This is a genomic window from Pirellulales bacterium (assembly GCA_019694435.1).
In the GTDB taxonomy this organism is placed as follows: domain Bacteria; phylum Planctomycetota; class Planctomycetia; order Pirellulales; family JAEUIK01; genus JAIBBZ01.
Genome location: JAIBBZ010000025.1, coordinates 37,622 through 59,168 on the forward strand (window position 1 = coordinate 37,622; position 21,547 = coordinate 59,168).

The 21,547-nt window shown below is 64.8% G+C and carries 20 protein-coding genes; 16 read left to right on the forward strand and 4 right to left on the reverse strand.

Translation table 11 applies throughout. The annotated features are described in order from the left end of the window. Nucleotide 1: 1 nt before the first annotated feature. The 11 genes from K1X74_17040 (at nt 2) to K1X74_17090 (ending at nt 8,585) form a co-directional block, all read left to right on the forward strand. Nucleotides 2–1,150, forward strand: a complete 1,149-nt coding sequence (locus tag K1X74_17040; GenBank protein ID MBX7168044.1) for a type II secretion system F family protein — start codon at nt 2–4, stop codon at nt 1,148–1,150. Nucleotides 1,151–1,168: 18 nt separating this feature from the next. After that, nucleotides 1,169–1,519: a type II secretion system GspH family protein gene (locus K1X74_17045; protein ID MBX7168045.1), complete on the forward strand. Its 351-nt coding sequence runs from the start codon at nt 1,169–1,171 to the stop codon at nt 1,517–1,519. Between the two features lie 30 nt (nt 1,520–1,549). After that, on the forward strand, nt 1,550–1,870 hold the full coding sequence (locus K1X74_17050) for a type II secretion system GspH family protein (protein ID MBX7168046.1): 321 nt from the start codon (nt 1,550–1,552) through the stop codon (nt 1,868–1,870). A 60-nt stretch (nt 1,871–1,930) separates the two neighbouring features. After that, nucleotides 1,931–2,242: a type II secretion system GspH family protein gene (locus K1X74_17055; GenBank protein ID MBX7168047.1), complete on the forward strand. Its 312-nt coding sequence runs from the start codon at nt 1,931–1,933 to the stop codon at nt 2,240–2,242. A gap of 24 nt (nt 2,243–2,266) precedes the next feature. Beyond that, nucleotides 2,267–2,764, forward strand: coding sequence for a prepilin-type N-terminal cleavage/methylation domain-containing protein (locus K1X74_17060; GenBank protein MBX7168048.1), 498 nt, complete (start codon nt 2,267–2,269; stop codon nt 2,762–2,764). Nucleotides 2,765–2,918: 154 nt separating this feature from the next. After that, nucleotides 2,919–3,368: a hypothetical protein gene (locus K1X74_17065; protein MBX7168049.1), complete on the forward strand. Its 450-nt coding sequence runs from the start codon at nt 2,919–2,921 to the stop codon at nt 3,366–3,368. Further along, nucleotides 3,349–3,867 (forward strand): prepilin-type N-terminal cleavage/methylation domain-containing protein, encoded by a 519-nt coding sequence (locus tag K1X74_17070; GenBank protein MBX7168050.1) that lies wholly within the window; start codon nt 3,349–3,351, stop codon nt 3,865–3,867. Before K1X74_17065 ends, K1X74_17070 begins: the two co-directional genes overlap by 20 nt. Then, a complete protein-coding gene (locus K1X74_17075) occupies nt 3,861–4,241 on the forward strand; it encodes a hypothetical protein (protein ID MBX7168051.1) in 381 nt (126 codons plus the stop codon). The genes K1X74_17070 and K1X74_17075 overlap by 7 nt, the downstream gene beginning before the upstream one ends. Before the next feature lie 3 nt (nt 4,242–4,244). Further along, entirely contained in the window at nt 4,245–5,756 is a 1,512-nt protein-coding gene (locus K1X74_17080) for a PilN domain-containing protein (GenBank protein MBX7168052.1), read from the forward strand. Further along, nucleotides 5,743–6,390, forward strand: coding sequence for a hypothetical protein (locus K1X74_17085; GenBank protein ID MBX7168053.1), 648 nt, complete (start codon nt 5,743–5,745; stop codon nt 6,388–6,390). Before K1X74_17080 ends, K1X74_17085 begins: the two co-directional genes overlap by 14 nt. 194 nt (nt 6,391–6,584) lie before the next feature. Then, the gene (locus tag K1X74_17090) at nt 6,585–8,585 is read left to right on the forward strand and encodes a hypothetical protein (GenBank protein MBX7168054.1); all 2,001 of its coding nucleotides are present in this window, start codon (nt 6,585–6,587) and stop codon (nt 8,583–8,585) included. Nucleotides 8,586–8,627: 42 nt separating this feature from the next. Here K1X74_17090 and K1X74_17095 read toward each other — a convergent pair whose 3' ends face one another. The 3 genes from K1X74_17095 to K1X74_17105 form a co-directional block, all read right to left on the reverse strand. Beyond that, nucleotides 8,628–9,161, reverse strand: coding sequence for a hypothetical protein (locus K1X74_17095; protein MBX7168055.1), 534 nt, complete (start codon nt 9,159–9,161; stop codon nt 8,628–8,630). Nucleotides 9,162–9,281: 120 nt separating this feature from the next. After that, the gene (locus K1X74_17100) at nt 9,282–10,211 is read right to left on the reverse strand and encodes a CBS domain-containing protein (protein ID MBX7168056.1); all 930 of its coding nucleotides are present in this window, start codon (nt 10,209–10,211) and stop codon (nt 9,282–9,284) included. Nucleotides 10,212–10,379: 168 nt separating this feature from the next. Next, complete coding sequence (locus K1X74_17105; GenBank protein MBX7168057.1) at nt 10,380–11,930, reverse strand: isochorismatase family protein; 1,551 nt, start codon at nt 11,928–11,930, stop codon at nt 10,380–10,382. A gap of 94 nt (nt 11,931–12,024) precedes the next feature. Here K1X74_17105 and K1X74_17110 point away from each other — a divergent pair, with 94 nt between their 5' ends. The 4 genes from K1X74_17110 (at nt 12,025) to K1X74_17125 (ending at nt 17,195) form a co-directional block, all read left to right on the forward strand. Next, nucleotides 12,025–13,977 (forward strand): glycoside hydrolase family 32 protein, encoded by a 1,953-nt coding sequence (locus K1X74_17110; protein MBX7168058.1) that lies wholly within the window; start codon nt 12,025–12,027, stop codon nt 13,975–13,977. A gap of 425 nt (nt 13,978–14,402) precedes the next feature. Then, complete coding sequence (locus tag K1X74_17115) at nt 14,403–15,203, forward strand: PEP-CTERM sorting domain-containing protein (GenBank protein ID MBX7168059.1); 801 nt, start codon at nt 14,403–14,405, stop codon at nt 15,201–15,203. Between the two features lie 145 nt (nt 15,204–15,348). Further along, nucleotides 15,349–15,735: a TfoX/Sxy family protein gene (locus tag K1X74_17120; protein MBX7168060.1), complete on the forward strand. Its 387-nt coding sequence runs from the start codon at nt 15,349–15,351 to the stop codon at nt 15,733–15,735. Nucleotides 15,736–15,797: 62 nt separating this feature from the next. Next, a complete protein-coding gene (locus K1X74_17125; GenBank protein MBX7168061.1) occupies nt 15,798–17,195 on the forward strand; it encodes a WS/DGAT domain-containing protein in 1,398 nt (465 codons plus the stop codon). Here the strand turns inward: K1X74_17125 and K1X74_17130 are convergent. Next, nucleotides 17,161–19,539: an MMPL family transporter gene (locus tag K1X74_17130; GenBank protein ID MBX7168062.1), complete on the reverse strand. Its 2,379-nt coding sequence runs from the start codon at nt 19,537–19,539 to the stop codon at nt 17,161–17,163. The genes K1X74_17125 and K1X74_17130 overlap by 35 nt on opposite strands. Nucleotides 19,540–20,034: 495 nt before the next feature. Here K1X74_17130 and K1X74_17135 point away from each other — a divergent pair, with 495 nt between their 5' ends. Further along, a complete protein-coding gene (locus K1X74_17135) occupies nt 20,035–21,492 on the forward strand; it encodes an SDR family oxidoreductase (protein ID MBX7168063.1) in 1,458 nt (485 codons plus the stop codon). Nucleotides 21,493–21,547: the final 55 nt, after the last annotated feature.

Sequence of the window (21,547 nt, forward strand, 5' to 3'; positions counted from 1 at the left end):
CATGGGCACGTTGGAACTCTCACCCCGGCGCAGCGGCCCTTTGGAGTTCTTCCGCCGGCTGCACCAGATCAAGATCGGCGGTTCGCATCGCGATCCGGCGACGCGGAAGACGCCGCAAAAAGACTTGATCCGCATCGTCAGCAACCTGGCGACGCTGGTGACCAATGGCCTGTCGTTGCCCAAGGCCTTGGCGACGATCGCCGCCGAGCCGTCGTTGGAGGCCTATGCCGACCTGCTCGACGACATTCGCCGCAAGATCGAGGCCGGCCAGGCGTTCAGCTCGGCGCTGGCCACGTATCGCAACACATTCTCCGACCTGATGGTCTATCAGATTCGCGTCGCCGAGCGGTCCGGGACGGTGGGCGAGACGCTGACCCGGATCACCGAGCAGCTCGAGAACCATAGCCGCATTCGCAGCCTGGTCATCAAGCGGCTCAGCTATCCGGCGGTGGTCGTCATCGCCGGCGCGCTGGTGGTGTTCTTCATGATCTCGTTCATCGTGCCGGTGTTTCAGGACACGTACGCCAAGGCCGGCGTGCCGCTCCCTTGGGTCACACGCGCGCTGATGGCGATCGCCGACGCGATTTGGGGCTATGGCTGGATCGCGCCGCTAGCCTTGGGTCTGTTCTGGCTGGGCTGGAAACGGATGCGGCGCAGCCGCGTCATGGCCGCGCGATTCGATCGCCTCGTGCTGCAGCTGCCGGTGTTGGGCAACTGGTTTCGCGATCTGGCCGTACTGCAGTTTGTACAGGTGCTGGGCACGATGCTCGAATCGGGGTTCAAGGTCGTCGACGCGCTGGCTGCCTCGAGCGGCAGCGTGAGCAATGCGGCGGTCCGCGCGGCCGTCGAGCAATTGCACGCCGCCGTGGTCCGCGGAGAGCGTTTGAGCCGTGAGCTGGAACGTCACGGCAAGCTGTTTCCGCCGGTCATCAGCCAGTTGGTGATCGTCGGCGAGCAGACCGGCAAGCTCTCGACCACGGCCCGGCACGTGGTCGATCACCTGCGGCGACAGATCGAGCGTAATACAGACGTCATGGTCGGCGCGATCGAACCGGTGCTGACCGTGGGCCTGGCGTTCGCCATCGGCTTCGTGCTGATGGCGATCTACCTGCCCATGTTCGACATGATCAGCGTGATCGAAACCAAGTAATCGACGACGAGCGGCGCCATGATGCATCGCAGGTCAACCAACGTCGGCCGCCTGAAATCGGCGGGATTTTCGCTGCTCGAACTGCTGGCGGTTGTAGCGATTCTCGGGGCACTATCGGCAATCGCCGTCGTACGTTTTTCTTCGGCTGACGCAACCGGCAAGAAGAACGCATGCTACGTAAACAGTAGGGATGTCGAAGCCCAGGTGCAGTTGTGGTATCGCAACCACCTCGCCTGGCCGGCGACGAACCTGAAGGACATTGGCGACGACACGGCATACTTTCCCAAGGGCTTGCCACGATGTCCGGTCGACGGGTCGAGGTACACGATTGATGCAACGACACATCGTGTCGTGGGGCATACGCATTAAGTTCCCTGGAATCCCATGTGAGTGTTTGTCATGAAAGCCCAGCCTAAGCGTTCCGGTTTTTCGCTCTTAGAGTTGTTGGCCGTGGTCGTGATCCTGGGGATCATCGCCGCGGTGGTCGTGCCGCGCGTGACCGTGTCGAGCAGCACCGCGAAGTCCAAGGTCAACGTGCACACGGCCGCCACGCTCAATTCGGCGATTGAGCGCTACTACATCGACAATGGCTCGTGGCCGGCGAACCTGGCGGCGCTGGTGCCGACCTACTTGCCCGGCGGCGTGCCGACCAACCCGGTCGATGGCTCTGCCTACGGGATCGATGCCACGTCGCACCGCGTGACGGGCACCGGTCTGTAAGCGAGGGCTTCGGGGCGCACAATGTCCGGCGGACAAATCGTCCGCTGAAGGGGCATGAAGATGCGCAAAGAACGAAGCGGGTTCTCGCTGCTCGAAATGCTGGCCGTCGTCGTGCTGCTGGGCATCATCGCTACGCTGGTCGTGCCCCGGGTCGCCAATTCGAGTTTGACGGCGCGGTCCAACACGACGCAACACATACTCTCCAGCTTGAACTCGGCGATCGAGCAATACCAACTGGATCACGGGTCGTATCCCAGCAGTCTGAAAGAGCTGGTTCCCGATTACTTGCCCGACGGCGTGCCGGCTTGCCCGGAGGTGGGGGGCCAGTTCACGATCAACGAAAAAACGAATCGGGCCGAAGTCATCCACTAAGTCATGGCCAGGGGGAGGCCCGCCGTGGTTGCTCAACAGCGGAAAACGCTCGGGGGCGACCGGCGGGCCTTTGGCTGCGCCCCCGCGGGGTTCAGCCTGCTCGAATTGATGGCGGTCCTGACACTGATCGGCTTGCTGGCCACGGTCTCGCTCTCGACTTTGCCCCAGCGGATGGGCAATCTCTCGACCAAGGTCGATGCCCGTCGCATCGTGCTCGACCTGGTGCACTGTCGCCGGGCGGCGATCGCCACGGGCGACAATCATGTGTTGGTCCTCAACTACTCGGGGAAGGCCGTCAACGGCTACACCCCTTCGCGGCGCACGGCCAAGGGGCTGGTGCCGGTCGAACAGCCGCGCACGTTTCCCGGCGACGTGAAGGCCGAATTTTCCGGCGGCGAGCCCGAATTCACCTTCGAGGGCAGCGCGTTGGCCAGCTACGAGATCGTGCTTACGGCCACCAGCCGGGTAACCGTCGTCACGGTGGTGCAGGCCACGGGCAGCGCCCAGGTTTCCGAGAAGTAGCGTGGCTGACGATTGCCCGGCTTGTGCGGGGAATGCTCCCGTTCTGCCGGCCGCAAGCTAGGTTTGCTGGAGACATCGGCACGGTCCGTGCTGCGCGCATCTGCGTCGTCAGCGTGGCTGTTGTCGCGTCGCCCACCCCGCAGAGCCCTCCGTCATGTTCCCCGCCCGGCCGCCGCGTTCGCGCGGTTACACGCTGATCGAAACGGTCATGGCCGCCGGCTTGATCGCCCTGGCGATCGTGCCGGCGATGCGCATGATGAGCGATGGCATTGAGGCGGGCTGGCGGCTCGACAATTCGAACTTGTGCGCCACCTACTGCGTCAGCAAGCTCGAAGAGCACCTGGCGCTGGGGGCCGCCTACTTCACCGAAGACAAAGCGTCGGGCAGCTTTGCCGCTGACGGATATTCCACGCTGCGATTTGCCGTGACGCGATCGCAGCAGCCAGCCGACGGCGGCATTGCCGACCGGCTGATGACGGTGACCGCGACCGTGTGGGCCGACACCGACGGCGACGGTGTTAAGGATGCCGACGAGACGGGCGTTACCATGGCCTCGAAGATTGCCAAGATGGCGGTGTATCAAAGTGTGGCAGGCACGAACTAAATCGCGACGCGGCGGGTTCACGCTGCTGGAACTTGTTGTCACGGCCGCACTCGCCGCGACGCTGGGCGCGAGCGTGTTTGTACTGTTGCGCACGAGCCAGTCGGCCTGGGAGGCTCATCATTCGGATCTCGAGCGCCTGGAGGGGGCCCATGCGGCGATTCGCCACCTCGTGCGCAACATCCGGCAGGCCACGGCGGTGAAGAACATCAGCAAGGCGGACGACGCCGACGGCTCTCTGTCGCTGTTGATGCCGTCGGGCGAGATCTATGTCTGGCAGCACACCGGCACCCAGATTCTCTTCGGCTTGAACGATGCATCGTCGCTGCTGGCCGAGAACATCCAGGCCTTGTATTTCACCTGCTATACGGCCGATGGAGTGACCCTAACCACGGACGTCGGCGCCGTGCAGTGCGTCGACTGCGTGGCCACGGTGCAACTGGCCAACACGGCGGGCACGCTGCGGACCGTGCGTTGCCGGGCCTGGAGGCGCTCATGGTGACGTTTCGCCATCGAGACGGCGCAGGTCGGCGCGGCGCGGCGCTGCTGCTTAGCCTGTTCGTCATCGCGGTCACCAGCGTGATGGTGCTCGGCATGCTCGACACCCAGACTTCCGAGGCCGCGGCGGTGCGCAACGCGATCGATTACGACCGGGCCTTGTACCTGGCGGGGGCGGCGGTGCACTCGGCCTTGGCCGAGTTGGAGATCGACCCGAGTTGGAGCAAGGGCATTTCGTCGACAGAGTTTCCTGCCGGCTCGGGCAACCACTATTCCGCGACGGTCGACCAGGTCGACGGGCTCATCGTTGTGACCGGCAGCGGCTCGTCCGGTGCCGTGACGCGGAATTTGCAAGTGACTATTCAGACAGGTAGCTGAGCCGTGAAACGCAAATCGAACAAGAGTCTGGCGCGCTCGGTCGCCATCGAGGTGTGCCACTCGACGCTGCACGCGGTCGTCTGCGACCAACGCGACGATCAGCGCCGCGAGGCCCGCACGCATGCGGTCAATTGGCGACAAGCAGCGCGAAACCTGCACGACCCGGCCGCGGCCGGCGAGCTGGCCGCCGCGCTCAAACGGCTGGCCGCCGAATGGAAACTCGGACATGCCGCGTTACAGATCGTGCTCAGCCCGGACCATTGTGTAACGCGGGTATCGATTGGCAAGGCCGAGGAAGTGCGGCAAGAACTGCGCGAGCTGGAGGAACGTTGCCACTCTTACCTACTGTTGGGCGGCGGTCCCAAGAGCCTGGGCGGCTGTGTGCGCCAAGTCGATGCCAAGGTCCAGCACGCCTTGCTCGCCGTCGCCAATCAACGGGCACTCAGCAACTTGGTCGACGCGGCAGCCGAAGCGGGCTTGAAAATCGATATTGTCGAGCCGGGGCTCGTGGCCGTGTGCCGGTTGATCGGCAAGCTCGGTTTGGACGCTACCGGACCGGGCCTGGTCGTGCAGCTTTCAGAGCGCGGTGCCGAGGTCGGCTTGTCCTATCAAGGACAATTGCTGATCGAATACCGGCCCGTCGCCCGGACTTCGCATGAACAACTGCCGGACATCGTCGCCGGGCACTTGGGGCGGTTGCAAAGATACTGCGATCGCTACGTGCGGTTTGCCGCGGGCCCCATCGGCCGGATCATCCTCTGCGGCAATCGCCAAGCCATTGAAGCGGTGCGGGCAGGGTTCGCCGACCGGATGAAGTTGCCCGTCGACGTGCTCGATGCGCCGCAAGGCAACACCACCTGGGAGTTCACTGGCCCGCGGCCGGGGCCGGAGTTCTGTGCGGCGCTCGGTGCGTGTTTGCGCGTGGTCGAACCGGACCAGACGGCCGAGGCGCCGAATCTGCTGGCACGGCTGCGAGCGCAGACGCGCGAACCGATCATGCCGCTGGTGACCAAGACCTTTTGGCCGGTAGCCGCGGCTCTGGTCATCGGAGCGGCCAGCTGGGGCGGGACCTGGTGGCAGCAGCACGAATGCTCGCTGCTGGAAGCTGCCGTCGAGAAATTCGAGCCACAGCGCCGGCAAGCCAGCCTGCTCCGCCGCAAGAGCGTGTGCGACCTGGAGAAGACCGAACTACTGGCCGCCCTGTCCAAAGCCATCCAGCGCCCCGCCTGGGACCAGATTTCGGCGACGATCGCTCGTTGCCTGCCGGAAGACGTGTGGCTCGACGCCGTGCTGGCCGACGGCGAGGGACACCTCCGCTTGCAAGGGGCCAGCCACACCAACGACGGTGTTTACGAGTTCGTCCGCTGGCTGCAGCAGTACCCGTCGCTGGCGCAGGTTGCTGTCAACGGTACGCGGACCATTCAAGAGACGCACGGTCCGGTCACACAGTTCGAGATCAGTTGCGACCTTGCCGGTTACGGCGGCGTTGCAGGAGACGGTCATGGAAAGCCTTGAAACGCTGGTGAAGACCATCGCCGAACACCCACGGCGCCGCACAATCGTCACATTACTCACCTTGGTTACCCTGGTCATGGTGATGTGGCCGGCCGCCGATGAGTATCTTGCCCTGTGCGATTTCCGCGCGCACTTGATGCAATCGTTGGACGAGGCACGAGCGGAAGCCGAAGCCTTGCCCCAACTCGAAAAACTGGCGCAGCAGCGGGCCACCGAACTGGCGGCCTTCGAACAGCGCACGGTGGACGAAGGGGAGACGTTTCGCTTTCGCGAGGAATTGGTCGAGCTGGTCAGGCAGTCGGGCTGCCAGATGCGGAGAATCGACGTCGATCAGCCCCAGCGACGACGCTGGCAGAGCGGCGAAGATCCTCTGGCCGCCGCAGCCCCGGCGCCGAACAAGCAGGACCCCGGGCCCTCGCCCTACGAGTTGTCGACGCGGCGTTTGACGCTGGCCGTGTCGGGGCCGTTGTCCAGCGTGCACGCGTTGTTCGACAACCTGCGGGCGCTCGACAAGGTGCTCTGCCTGGGCAACTTGCACGAGCAGCCCGAGGGGCCAGAGCGGAAAGAGATTGCTGTCGACATCGAGCTGATCGTGCTGAGCCTGGAAAAGCCGGCGGTCGCAGCCGGGGCGTAGCGGCCCGGACGCTTCGCAAAGCTGGAGCACGAGCTTCGCAGCCAACAGGAAGCTGGCTGGCGGTCGCACGGCGTCAAGGAGGATGAATGATCAAGGGGGCACGCCCCGCATCGACCGCCCGTCGGCCACGCGCGCGATTTCTCGCGCGGTTGGCGCTGTGGTCGCTTTGCGCGGTCGTGCTGGCAGATCCCCTGATGGCGCAATTACCCCCGCTGGCCGGCCCGAATTCGGGCGAAGAGCTGCGTGCCAAGCTGCTCAAACGCGGCGACTTGATGTTGAGCGACACGCCGTTCCGGCAAGCGCTGTTCAGCATCAGCGAGCAGTGGGGCGTGAACATCGTCGTCGCGGCCGACGTGGAAGGCACCGTGAGCGGCAGCTTCCGCCAGGCGCCGTTGCACGAGATCCTCGATTCGATCCTGCTGGCAAACGGTTACGGTTATCGACCCGTCGGTGCCAGCTTCGTGGTGATGAAGCTCGAGTCGTTGGGCGAATCGAATCCTCTGTTCGAGACGGCGACGATCCCGCTCAAGGTCGTCAAGCCCGAGGACATTCTCACCAGCGCGCAGGCGCTCGCCTCGCCGCAAGGCAAGGTGCAGGCCGTCGCGTCGGCCAAGTGCCTGATCGTGGTCGATTTTCCGGAGCAGGTGCGGCGGATCAGTGAGCTGGCCCAGAAGCTCGACGACGCGGCGGCACTGACCGAACTGGGCGGAGCCGATGGTCCGCTCGACGTGTTGCACTACACCCCGCAATACGTCAAGGCGCCGCCGCTGGAACCGTCGATCAAGTCGATGCTCTCGGCCACGGGCAAAGTCGCGGTGATCGAGACCGAGAACCGGCTCGTGGTGATCGACACCCCGGCCAACCTGGTTCTGGTGCGTAAGGCGCTGGAGCAGCTCGATACCCCGCGCGCCCAGGTCCGGATTACGGCCTTGATCTACGACGTTGCGCTGGAAGATCTCGAGCGCTGCGGTATCAACTGGAACCATGCCTTCAAGGGACGCCACAACGCCGCCGGCGAGGCGCAACTGGCCTGGAGCATCGACTCGCTGACCCAAGTACCCGTCGCCTCGGGAAATCCGGCGGGTGCTATGACGCTGATGAGCCTGAGTCGTGCCTTCGACATCACGGCCGCGGTCGATTTCCTGGCGACGTCGGCCAATTCGCAGTTGCTAGCCGATCCGATGATTTTCGTGTCCGACTACGAAGAAGCGCATATCGAGATCGTCACGGAAATCCCCTACCAGCAGCTCACTCAAACGCAGCAGGGCGGCAACATCGGTTCGACGGCCTTTCGCGAAGCCGGTGTGATGCTTGATGTCACTCCGCAGATCGCCGCCGACGGCACCGTGCTGCTCAAGGTCAAGCCCGAGTTTTCGCGGTTGACGGGCTTTACCGAAGGGCAGACGCCGCAGCCGATCATCGACCGCCGCACGGCCGAGACCGTGGTCCGCGTGCTCAACGGCCAAACCTTCGTCATTGGCGGGCTACGTCAGCGCTCCGACATCAACAAGTTCAGCGGACTGCCGTATTTGAAGGACATCAAGTTCCTGGGCATCGGCAAGCTGTTTCAATCGCGCAACATTTCGACAAAAGAGGGCGAGCTGATCGTCTTCTTGACGCCCGAAATCGTGGGACCGTGCCAGATGCCGCGGCAGCGCGAGATGGCCGCGGGACAGCATGGCCAGGCAGTGCTGGATATGAATCCGCCGGCCGGGCAGACGCCCTTCCCCAGTCCGCTGAACGATCCCAACTGTCCGCCGGTGGAGCGGTTCTACGAAGAAGTGCCGCCACCGGAAGCAGTGCCCGCGGGGCCTGTCGGCGAGCCGACTCCGGCGTTCGGCCCGGAGACGCAGATTCGCCGCCAAGAGGGTGCCGCCGCCGTGGCTGCCAGCCGCCGTCCGCAGGCAACTCAACCCTTGGCGAATCCGCCGGGCGTGATCGATTTGCGCCCGCGGAGCGAGCGTCCCTCGGCGCGGCCCCAGCCGCCGCGGCCGAATTTGGAGTCGCCGCCGCCGGGCATGGCATCGCGGCAGTCTCCGCTCGCGGCAGGCAATGCGCCGGCAGTGCCAACCACTCCTGCCAGCCCGCCGCCGCCTGCTGCCGGTGGTCTGTTCGCGCCTCCGCGGGGCCAGCAGGGCACCGCTGCGCCTGGCGTGATGCAAGCACAACGGCCAAATGGCGTGCAACGCCGTTAGCCGTGAGATGCCTCCTGACGGGATCACGTCGTTCGCAGGCGGCTATTGCACTTGCTGCTGGAACAATGCTTCGGTCCAGCGGACGCGGCCACGCTGAAAAATGACTTTCGGCGGGGCCACTTCGATGATCTCGATGCCGCTGTGCTGTTCGCCTTGGGCGACGGTCGTCAGCAGGCCATCGATCGTGACGAGCGCCTTGAGGCCTTCCACGTCGACAAATCCCTTGAGCTCGACCGCCGAGTCGCGCGCGGCGCTGTCGGTGCGGGCGACCTTCGCGATTTCCGGCCGCTTGAAGTAGTCGTCGCGCTCGGGGTAGGGCGGTTGAAACTCGGGTTCGCTGACCGGCGCCGCGGCCTCCGGGTCGGGCGTCGTTGGGCGTTCGGCTTCCGTCGCCAGCTCGGCGAGCTGGTCTTGAGCCGGCTCGCGGCGGGCTTCCGCCGCATCGGCCTTGGGAGGCTCGGGCGCAGGTGCAGACGCAGCCGGGGCGGCCGATTCTTGTGCCTGGGGCGCACAACCGCCGAGGATCGCAAGTAGCGCTGCGATCCAGGCCAGCCGTAAAGGGCGCGTGGTGTACATGGCAAAACTCGATCCCTGGCCGGCGGAAAGCCGCCAATTCGTCTGCACAAACGTAGCTCACCCTGGCACAACCGCCCGGGGCCGGAGCTGCCGATTGTGCGGCGCGTAACGGCGAAAGGCCTACGCCCCCGAACCGACCAATTCGCCATCAACCGCCTGTGTTGTGGGCGGCGGATCGGATTCGTCCAACGACGGTTGGTCCGTCAGCTGGCGCGCAATACGGCTCAAGGTCTGCAGCGTGCATTGCAGGGCCATGATCAGGTCGGTGGTCGTCAACACGCCGACGAGCATGCCGCCTTCGATGACAGGCAGGCTGGAGATGTGCTTGTTCAGCAGCAGCGTGATGGCCGGCGCGATGGGGGTATCGGGGGTGACGTGTATGGGGTTAGGCGTCATCAACTGTTCGGCATCCTTCGCCTTGGGACGGGCGAGATCGCGATCGCTGATCACTCCCAACAGCCGCCCGTCGCGATCGCGGACCATCAGGTGCCGCAGGCGATTCTGCTGCATGGTTCGGCGGACCTCTTCGGCCGGCGTGACGGGCGGGACCGTCATCACGCGGCGCGACATCAGATGACCGACGAGCAGCCGGCCGTCCATCAACACCTGCCAATCGCCGGCCAGGATGCGCAGCACCTCTTGCCGCTTGTCGAACAGCAAGGATTGCTTTTCGTCGACAAACGGGTGCTCGGCGCCATCGGCGGTCTTGGCCGCCGGACGGCGGCGGCAATAGAGCCGGTACCAGATCAGCCCACCCAGGAACAGGCCGCAGGCCATCACGCCCAATTGCCCCTGGGCGATGCGGCGCTCGGCTTGTTCAAGCGAGGCCAAGGCAGGGACCGTCGCATCAAGCGTTGGCGCCGCGGCCTTGGCCGACGATGCGGTCGCGGATCCCGAGGCCGATGCGACCTGCCGCATGGTCCGATGGACCGAAAGATTCACACACTGGCCGGCAGCAAACACGCTAGCGGCGATCAGGGTCAAGAACAGCGCATATTCGACCGTCGCGCCGCCGCGACGCGAGCAATACCGAGAATGCGAGCGATGCATGAAATGCTTCTCCCACGCGAAGGCGGTCGGGGTCACGCTGCCCGAAATGCCGCGAATCAAACGTAGTTCGCGGAACGGCGGCGCGGCGGTCCGGACTGCCTGGCGGCCGCGCGCCGCCGGCGCAATCCGACCAAACGCACCAGAGCGAAAGGACGGCCGCCGCGACGATCACTCGACCTGGGGCGAGCGCTCGATGGCCCAGTACAGGGCGCGGCGCAGCAGGTCGCGAAAAGCTGGCAGTTGGAAGTCGTCGGGATTCCCCAACGAGGTGTAGAAGACGCGACCGCCGCGGTAGGTATTGGTCCAGGTCAACGGTTCGCGGACCTGCTGCGAATCGATCCTTCCCCACATCAGCAACCGTGTTCGCGGTCCCAGGTCGCGATTGCGGTACAAGTGCGACGTGACCGGGAATTCTTCCCGAGGCATTCCCGCCAGCAACTCGCTCTGGATGGCCTCGGGCACCAGTTGCACGATCGTCGGCGGACCGGCGGGCGGCTTGTTGCCATAATGTCGCTCGTAGTTGGCGCCCAAGACCTCGTCGTCGAACTGCGGCCATGCCGCGTGTCCTTCGGGCGCTTCGCGGTCAAAGGCATGGCTGGCCGTGCGAATCGCCACGAGCGGCTTGCCGGCCTCGAGATACGCGCGCACCGCCGCGAGTTGTTCGACCGTCGGCGTGCGCCGACGAACGCTGAGCACCAGCACGTCGGCCGCCGCGAGCCCCTCCAGCCCGGGAAAATTTTGCGGCGCTTCATCGACAGCCTGCACGAACGTGCATCGCCAGCCCCGCGGGATCAATTCCTGGCGGGCATACTCGGGCAAGGTGTGCTTCGTGTCGTACTCGTCCTCGCCGATCATGAACAGCGCCGCGGGGGGCGTCGGTTCACCGACCAGGTCGTCGGCATCGATCGACGGGCAAACAAACTTTTCGATGTGCTCGATGACCAATTGCGTGCCGCGATGATGCGCCACGTGGGGCGCCTTACGCGGGTTGTACATCGTGTCGGTCAGGTCGCGCGCGAGCACGACATTCAGGCCCGCCCGGGCCATCTGTCGCAAGCCGAACGACCGTCCCAGCACGCACATGTTCGTGTGTACGCCCATCACCACGACGTTCTTGATCCCCTGCTGCTGGAACAGATTGAGGATCTCGGGCCCTGAATCGCTGATCGCGTCCGGTTCGCCGATCTCGAGCGCGGCGATCTCGCTGCGCCAGGGCGAACCTTGTTTGCACTGTGGTTGGCAGTCGCAGCCGCCATCCGAATCGTCGATGGGCAGCCGCGGTTCAGCGTCGAGGTCGGTTCCCCAGACGCTGATCGACCGGCGGGGGAATTGCACCACGGGAGCAGCTTGTGCCCGCTTGCGCTGCGGAGTGCCGGCGTAGGCCTCGAGACAGTCGCTGGGCGCATGCACGATCAAGACGCCGGCCTCGCGGCAGGCGGCCAGCACTTCGTTCATGACCGGGGCCATCTCGGCGACGCGGCGGGTGGCGCTTGCGCACCAGTGCTGATTCCACATGTCGCAAATGACGATCGCCGTTTCGCGCGGCTGCCACGCGACGTCTCGTTCGCGAATCCGGTACTCGGTCGATCCGGCCGTCTCGGGCACGCGATCGCGGATCGCGAATTGCAGTTCAGCGCCGTTCGCCAACGGTCGGTGGCCAATGGCCGCGAGGCAAATCAAGGTAACGATCCAAGAACAGCGAATCGCGACGACGGCCATGGCTTCGCTCCCAGCTTGCGGGCACCTCGGAGTGGGGTCAGGATTATAGCCGCGTTCCTTGATCACCCGCACGTTTCTTCGGAACACGGCTGTCATGCGGCAGAAGACTTGGCCCCTGTCGTGCTTGGCGATGCTGCTCGGTTGTTGGCTGTTGACCCGCGCGCACGGAGCGGACCGCCCGGACATCGTGATCGCCGATTTCGAGGGCCGCGATTACGGCGACTGGCAGGCCACCGGGGATGCCTTCGGCACGGGGCCCGCGCACGGCACGCTGCCCGGCCAGCAAACGGTGTCTGGCTACTTGGGCAATGGGTTAGTGAATACATTCCTGGGGGGTGACCCGGCTCAAGGGACGCTGCGTTCTCGACCGTTCGCGCTGGATCGCAAGTACTTGAACCTATTGATCGGCGGTGGCCGTCACCCCGACGAGACCTGCGTGAAACTGTTCGTCGACGATCAGGTCGTGCGCACCGCGACCGGCAATGCCACGACCGGCGCAGACGACGAGCATCTTTCCTGGCACACATGGGACGTGCAGCCCTGGATCGGCAAGCAAGCGCGGATCGAGATCGTCGATCGGCACAGCGGCGGTTGGGGCCACATCAACGTCGATCAGCTCGTGCAATCTGATCAGCCCGAGATCGATCCGCAGATCGAGCCCGGACTGGCTCAGGCCGACAGCAGCGTACGCGGCGCGGCAGCCCGGGCCGCGGCCGATCCGGCGCGCCCCGCCTATCACTTCTTGCCGCCGGCGCTATGGACGAACGATCCGAACGGACCCTTGTATCACGCGGGACAAGTGCACCTGTTCTACCAGCACAATCCCTACGGCGATCGCTGGGAGCACATGCACTGGGGTCACGCGCGCAGTCGCGACCTGGTGCACTGGGAGCATCTGCCGATCGCCCTCGCCCCGTCGCAAGATCGCGGCGAAGAACATTGCTTTTCCGGCTGCGCAGCGCGCAATGCACAGGGCGAGCCGATGTTGTTCTATACCAGCATTGGCCGGCGCGATCCGGAGCAATGGGTGGCCTTGCCCGACGACGATCAATTGCTGCGCTGGCACAAAGCTCCTGGCAATCCGATCCTCTCGTTGCGGCTGCACGGTGACCAGCAGATCGACGATTGGCGCGATCCGTTCGTCTTCGCCTCCGCAGGGCGGACCTTCTTGGTCTGTGGTGGACATCCGCGCGGCGGTCGGGGATCGGTCATGCTCTACGAGGCGCTCGACGGCAGCCTGCTGCAATGGAAGTATCGCGGGGTGGCGTTTACGGGAGAGGAAGGCAACTGGGAATGCCCCAATCTCTTCCCTTTGGGCCAGCGCTACGTGCTGATCTATTCACCCCACGGACCGGTGCGCTACTACGTCGGCGATTTCGATCCGGATGCCGGACGCTTATCGCCCCAACAGCGGGGTGTGCTCGACGTGTCGGACGATTTCTATGCGCCCAACGGCCTGGCGCTGCCCGACGGTCGTTGGATCATGTGGGGCTGGGTGCGAAACTTTCCTGGCGGGCGCGGCTGGAACGGCTGCATGACGCTGCCGCGCGAGTTGCAGATCGGCACCGATGGCAATCTGCTGCAGCGTCCGGCGACAGAAGTTGCGAAGCTGCGCTCCGAACAGCGTGTCCAGCAGCGAGGCCTGGCGCTGCCGGCCGGGGCGACGCCGGTCGAAGGCCTGGCGGGCGAATGCCTGGAAATCGCCGCGACGCTTCGCCTGGGCAGCGCCAGACAGATGGCCCTCGAAGTGCACGCCGGCGACCAGCAGGGGGCCAGCGTGTCGATCGCCTGGAACGGCAAGCATCTATCGATCGGCGAGCGCTCGTGTGCTCTACAACTGGGTGCGAACGAACCGCTGCGGTTGCGCGTGTTCGTCGATCGCAGCGTGGTCGAGGTTTATGCCAATGACCGCGTGGCCATGACCAAGGTGGTCGAGATCGGGCAGCAGCCTCGATACGTCTGGAATGTCGTCGGCCAGGGTGCACATCTCGACGCCTGCGACGCCTGGAGACTTGAGTCGGCTTGGACCGCGTCCGAGCTGCGTTAGGGCGTCACTGCCCGTTGACCGAGTTCAACCGCAAGGAAGCCGGGACCAAATCGCGCGGGGACCCGGGCCCGTGGCTGGTCGAGACAATCGTGCGGTCGTGCAAGGTCTCGACGCCATGGCTGCGAGGCGGCGGACGAAAGACGCTTTTCTTCGAAAAAATCGGCCAGAACACGCATGGAATTGCGTCCAAGGAGGGAGAGAGGCTTGCGAGCCGAGTTTTGCACGCCGGAAGGCAATTGGTAATTGTGTGTTACCTTATTGTTGGGTGGTGCCTTCGGTAAATATCGCAAATACCACCTTTTTTATTTTGACAGCCTTACGACTATTTGCGTATGCTCATCCCTAACTTGGGTGCTTGGGGTGGCCGCGCCTTCTCGGGCAGGTCAGCTAGGAAGTTCACTTCATCTGGTTTGGGAGGGACGCTAATGAAGCTAACGAAGATCGTTTCTACCTTTGCGCTTACGGCGCTGCTGGCGCTGTGCGCTCAGCCCGCATTAGCGACGCCGACTCCGGTGACGCTAACGCTGACACCGGCGTCAGTCCTCACCTTGACTGTAGCTGCTCTCGGCTCGGTCACTGGTACGACGACGACGACGCTTACTGGCACGCAAGGCATCACGCTTGATGATGGCGTGCCCACGGCCACCTCCATGACGCTCGATGGTGGCAACATTAATCTTTCCGATGCCAGCTTGTTTCTGAACCTTGGTTTCCTCCTCGGTGGTGTGAACGCCGGCATCAAGAACGGCCATCTCACCGGACTGGTCAGCACCGGCTCGGTGCCGCTCAACTACACCGCTGGCACCTGGAACTACACGTTCGATCCAGGCGATCCGTCGGGGGGCAACCTGACGTCGGCCGGGATTGATAACGGCATCCTGACCTACAACGGCACCGGCATCATCGGCAGCCTGTTGGGTTCGGGGACGCTCGATTTTTCGACCAGCCCGGCAAACTTCGATCTGCCGCCGCTGGGACAAGTCGCCACGCTGACCCAGACCCTGCTGGGGAGCAGCGGCGTATCGACGACCTACAAGATCACCATGTCGGCACCGATTAATGTTGCCCAATCGGTGTTGACTGCCCCGGTACAGGTCGACGCGACGCTGGTTGGCGGGATCGTCGCCACGGGCACGTATGTCGTGGCGCCGGAACCTTCGACGATCGTGTTGTTGGGAATCGCATTGGCAGGTCTCGTGGCCATGCGCCGCAAGATTCGCCGGTAACTCAAACTCCCAGGCAGGGTGATATTGACCCGCCAGGCAGCTTGAGACAGTCTGCTGTGTAAAGAAACCTGGGTCGGCACTCTTCGAAGGGTGTCCGGCCCAGTTTCTTTTGGTTTGGCAGCAACCCCAGATGAGATCCCGCGCCGTGGCCTACGATGCACAACTTGCAGCGCGCGTCGACCGAGTCTTGACCGCGGACGACGGTTTCGAGTCGCGTCGCATGTTCGGCGGGATCGGCTATTTGCTCCGCGGCAATATGTGCGTGGGCGTTTATCAAGACACATTGATCGTGCGCGTGGGGCCCGACGCATACGAGGCCGCGCTGGCCGAGCCCGAAGTCCGCAAGTTCGACATCACCGGGAAGCCGCTCCGAGGCTGGGTGATGTTGACTCGCCGTGGCGTCGCGTCCGAGGCCGCCTTGCGCCGTTGGATTGGCAGGGCCCTGAGCTTCGTCGAGCATTTGCCCCCCAAGGGTTTGGCGCAGAAAAGCCCGCGCCCGCAAGTGCGCCGCGGGCGCAAGAAGAAAAATTGATGGCGCGTGGACCGTGCGACGTTTGCACTCGCGCGGATGGCGCCAGCCTATGATGGATGCCGATGACTGACGCATCCATCGAGCGTGATACCCCCGCAGTCCGCTCGCCGTCCGGCGGCGAAGTCACGGGGCCCTTGGCGCTCGCCGTGTTTGAGCGGTACTACCTGGCCGACGATCGCCCTGGCCACCCGACGGTGTTTCCGGTCGAGGCCCGATTTCGTGGGCCGCTCGATCGCGCGGCCCTGCAGGAGGCCCTGGCTGCGACCGTCGCGCGGCATCCGATGCTGCGTATGCGGCTGGCCGGCCCAGAGTCGCAACCGTATTGGATGCCCGGCGAAGCCCCGAAGATTCAGTGGGGCGACCTGGCATCCGCGGAGCCCGGGGCCATGCGGCCCTTCGAATTGCGTCTCGAGGCGCCTCTGCGCGTGATGGTCGATGTCGACGTCGCAGCCTGGCGACTGCGTCTGTTGTTGCATCATGCGGCCTGCGACGGCGTGGGGGCCGTCCAATTCCTCGCAGACCTGTTGATCGCTTACGACCATCGAGTTCGTGGCGCTGCCGGTGAACCTGCGTGGAACCCGCTCGACCCGCAACGGCTGCTCGTGCGCGATGAATTCGGTCTGCGCGATTACCGGACCACGCTCACAGACGCGTATTACACGGCAGTGCTCTGGACGCGCCTGCTGTTCCGCCGCGCGGCGGTGATGCGATCGCCAGCACCGGCCGAAATCCGGGCCGGGGTGGGCCCATTCGATCCCTTCGCCTTTGGCACCTGCACGTTGAGCGCCGGCGAGACCGACCAACTCTCGCAGGTGGCGCGAAGTCTGGGCGTCACGGTGAATGACTTGCTGCTGCGCGACTTGTTTCTCGAACTGGCCGCCTGGAATGCTGGAGGTACTCGGCGGCCGTTACGGATCACTGTGCCCACGAATCTCCGGCTCGAGGCGGATGCCATGATGCCTGCGGCCAACGTCCTGGCCTATGCCTTCCTCGAGCGGCGCGACCGCCAGTTGCACGATGCCAAGGCACTGCTGCGCTCGGTGCACGACGAAATGGTCGCCATCAAGCAATGGCGGCTGGGATTGTTCTTCATCGGCGGGCTGCGCATCGCCTGTGCTCTGCCGGCGCTCATGCGCTGGGCGCTGCGTCGAAACCTGGCGTTTGCGACGGCCGTGTTCAGCAACCTGGGAACCGTGCTTGCTCTGGCCCCGCTCGAACGCCGTTCAGGGCACCTGGTGTGCGGCGATAGCCTGCTCGAATCGCTGGTTGGCGTGCCGCCCATCCGCCCGAATACGCGGCTGTCGCTGAGCGCCCTAAGCTATGCGGGCAGGCTGGCCGTAATGCTGCTGGCGGACCCGCAGTATTTTTCGCAGGCGGAGCGCGACGCCTTCTTGCAGGCGTACCTCGCGCGCGTGCGAGAGACGATTAGCTCGAGCGCGCCGGAACCTGCGCGACGGTGACGACCGGCTGCACAAACATTTCGGGCTCGACTGGGGCCGGCTGCAGATCCTGCTGCCGGCGGCGCAGGCGGCGTTCCCAGTATGCCCCCAGCGGTCCACCTAGCAGCGCCGGCAGGAAAACCAGGTTGCCCGCTAGCCCAATGGTCAGCAAGGCCATCATCACCAGGCCGAAGCGGCACGTCGGGGCAAACGGACTGAACAGAAAAGCCAGGACCCCCAAACCCAGGACGGCCCAGCTTTGGTACATCGCGCGGCCGCAGTGCTGGTAGCCGCTGGCGATGGCCGCACGGCGCGAGCGGCCGCCTTGAATCTCGCGGCGGAAACACAACAGGAAATGCATCACGTCGTCGACCGTGACTCCGAGCGCGACGGCCGGCGGCATGACGGTCCCCAAATCGACGACCGTGCCGGTCCAGCCAAAGACGCCGAACAGCACCACCGCCGGCAGCACGCTCGGCAACAACAAGAGCAGACCGGCCGCGCCGCTGCGCACGGCCAGGACCATCGCCACGACGATGAACAGCACGTCGGTGCCGTAGCCGAAGACCATGCCGCGCAGCAGCGAATTCTGTGCTTGATACACAATCGGCAGCACGCCCGTGTAGCTCACTTGGATGCCGTGAATTCGCTGCTTGTCGAGGGCACGCTCAACCGGTGCAACCGCCCGATCGACCTGGGCCTTGAAAGCCTGGTAGTCGACGTCGGCCAGGGCCGCCACGCGCGCCGTGATTCTCCACAGCTCTTGCGGCCCATCGTCGCGAAAGAAACCTGTCTGGCGAAATTCGGGGCGATGGCGCTCAAGGCGCACCTTTTCGAGCGTGGCCCGGGCTCGGCTGCCGCCGAAGATATTGCGCGACATCGTGCCCAGCGCATGGGCCGAGCCGGGACGCTGCGGCTCGATCAAGCTGGGCGCAAAAGTCACCGCCGACAGCGCCGTGCCGACATTAGGTACGGCCTCGATATCGCGTTGCAGACGTTCGACCACGTAGAAACGCTGCCGGAAATCGAGGGGGCAATCGGCATCGAACCGCACCAGCACCTCGATCGGCGAGAGCGGACCCAAATGTTTTTCGAGCCAGCCGTAATCGCGGAGGATGCGGGCATCGGACGAAAACAGCCGCATGATTTGTACTGAGGTTTCCACGCGTGGCAGTCCCCAGGCGGCCAGCACCACGACCAGCAAGGTTGCCAGCGTGCACAGCCCGGGGCGGTCGAGGACCAGCGTCATCGCGCGCTGCCAGATCCCTCCGCGAGCGCGCACTTCGAACACGGCAAGCTCCGCAGGAGTCGGCAGCACCGGCCAGAGCCGCAGCGCCGCTGGAAGCAAGAGCAGCAAACAGACCAGGCCGAAGCACACCCCCAGCGCCGAGTAAATGCCAAAGGCCTGGATCGGCGCCAGCTCGCTGACCGCCAACGACAAGAGGCCCACGGCCGTCGTGAAGGTTGCCAGTCCGAGGGGCAATGCCGCCAGGCGCACGGCTTCGGCCGGCGCACGCTCGGGTCCGACTTCAACCACGAGTTCGCGATAGTAATTTGCCAGGTGGATCGCGCCGGATGCGGCCGCCACATAGACCAGCGGCGGCATCGTCAGGACGATGGCGTTCATGACGCCGCCCGTGAAATAGAAGGCACTCAGGCTCAGGGCCACGGTGTAGAGCGCGGTGGTGAGCACCAGCGCAATCAACAGCGGACGCCGCAGACACCACCAACACACCAGCAGGCCAAACACGCTGGTGAGCCCCAACACCAGGAGCATGCTTTGCTCACCGGCCACGTCGAGGGCCACGTTGTCGACCGGCGGGCCCCCGAGCTTGAGTTCCGTGGGAGCCAGTCCACACTCGCGCTGGGCGACTTGCTCGAGTTCGGTCAGCGCGGCTCGCATCTGGTGCACGCCGGCCTCGGTCATCGAAAAGACGACGCAGGTCGTGCGTCCGTCGGGGCCGATGAGCGAGCCGGTCAGGCGCCGTAGGGCTTCCTCGCGCTGGAGATTGATCGGCGGCTGACAAAGCTTCTCGAGCACGCTGGGGCCCGTGATGACTTTGCTGAAATACGGAGAGCGGCTGGGCCCGGGCTCGAGCCGTGGCGGACCCACGAGCTGTTCTGCCAGTCGCCCGACGCGAGGATCGTCGAGCGTGCACCCCTCCCAGCTCACCAGCACGAAGGCCTCGGGGTCGAAATGGGCCAGGAATCGTAGAAAGTCACGGGTCTCTTGATAGGCACCGGGGAGCCACTGCGTGACGTCGTTTTGCATCCGCGAAAGCGACAGCAGTGCTCCCGTGGCGGCCACCGGCGCGAAGAGCGCAAAGGCCACGACCGTCCACCAGGCTCGGCGTCGTTGGCTCATGATTGCTGCACTGCTGCCTCGAATCGCGTCACACGGCGATTCCCTACCCGGCGGGGGGAAGTCTCGCTCCGGTCCCAACGGGCGGGTGCGGAATCTCGACAACTGACGCGCAAGTGCTTTGTCTTTCGAGGGTTATTGAGGCGTGCCTGCGTGCACGGCGATTGACGAGCGACCACGGCGGTTGCGACCGCGTGCGCCCTGTATACCGCTCTCCAGTATATACGCAACGCGGCACGCAGTTCGCTGCTTTATTCGTGTACCGTTCCTGTCCAGAATAGACCTCTACGCTTCCGCGCGCTTGAGGTTCCAGAAGTCCTCATGAATCGAGCCTGCCGCCGCGAGCCCTGGTACCGCGCCGGTGCCCCGGGGGCTTGGCCAGATCGACATGCAGCACGCGCTTGCGTGTGCCGAACGCATAGCGGAGTGAGGGACCGTCGGCCCGATGGGGGCGGTGGGCCGAATCGGCGTGATGCCATCGTAAGAGGATCGTTGTTGATGTCGTATTTGTTGCTTACCGGGTCCACGGGACTGCTCGGCCGGTATGTTCTGCGCCACTTGAGCGACGCCGACCGGCGCGTGGCGGTGGTGGTTCGGCCGGGCAAACTGGCCACGGCCCGGCAGCGCGTCGAGCTGCTCATGCAAGACTGGGAAGCGCGGCTGGGCCGCCCGCTGCCGCGGCCCGTCGTGCTGGCCGGCGACCTGCGACGGGCGGACCTGGGCCTGGCGCCCGCCGACGAGCGTTGGATTGCCGAGAACTGCGGCGCGCTGCTGCATAGCGCGGCCAGCATGGTGTTCAAAGAACAGGACGACGGCGAGCCGCGTCGAACGAACGTCGACGGTACGCGGCACGTGCTCGAACTATGTCGCCGCACGGGTATCGGCGAGTTTCATCACGTCTCGACCGCCTATCTGTGCGGATTGCGCACCGGTCGCGTGCTGGAGACCGAGCTCGATTTGGGGCAAGACCTGGGCAACGTCTACGAGCAAAGCAAGCTGGACGGCGAGAAGCTGGTCCGCGGGGCGAAATGGCTGCGGCAAACCACGTTCTACCGGCCGGCCAGCATTGTCGGCGATGCGCGCGACGGCTTCACAACGTCCTATCATGGCTTCTACCTGCCCTTGCAGTTGGCCTACACGATGGCGGGTCGCATCCCGCCGGAGGAAATGGGCGAGCGGTTCTTTGCTCAGCTCGGCTTGCGTGGCGACGAAGGCAAGAATTTTGTACCGGTCGATTGGGTCGCCGCGGGCCTGGTTTCGATCTATTTGCGGCCTGAATGTCACGGCCAGACGTATCACCTCGCCTCGCCGGCGCCGGTGACTGTGCGCGAGATGCAACGGGTGATTCAGGACTCGATTCGCAAGTATTCCAAACGCCGCACCGCCACCCGGGCCACGGAACAGGATCTGGCCACCTGCGAGCGGATGTTTCATCACCACATGCAGATCTATCGCTCGCATTGGCGCGACGATCCGGTGTTCGACTGTACGTTCGCCAACCAGGTGTTGCCGCACTTGCCGTGCCCCCGCATGGATTACGAGCGCATGCTGCGGATCGCGGGATATGCCATCGAACAGAACTTCGCCGCGCCGAAGCACCGGCAGCTTTCGCTGGCCTTCGACGCCGAGCAATGGCTTTCCCAGACCGCGCCATGCGGCGGCGCCGGCGAGATGCTGGTCAATCTGCGCGTCAGCGGTCCTGGCGGCGGCGAGTGGACGCTGGCACTGGCCGACGAAGGCGCCGTCGGCTGGACGGCCGGATTGTGCGAGGCGGCGCCAGCCACGGCGTATTGCCATGCTCAGACCTTGGCGCGGCTGGCCCGCGCCGAGACGAGTTGGTCCGCGGCGCTAGCCAGCGGCCAATTGCTGACTGAATGTGAGCGACCGGAGGGCGGTCAGGCCCTCGCGGCGCTCGAAAGTTGGTTCGACACGCAGGTCGGCGCCGAGGCCACGTGATCTTCTTGCTTGGAAGGTCTGGCCTTGAGCACGACGTGGCATTGAGAGTGCGGTT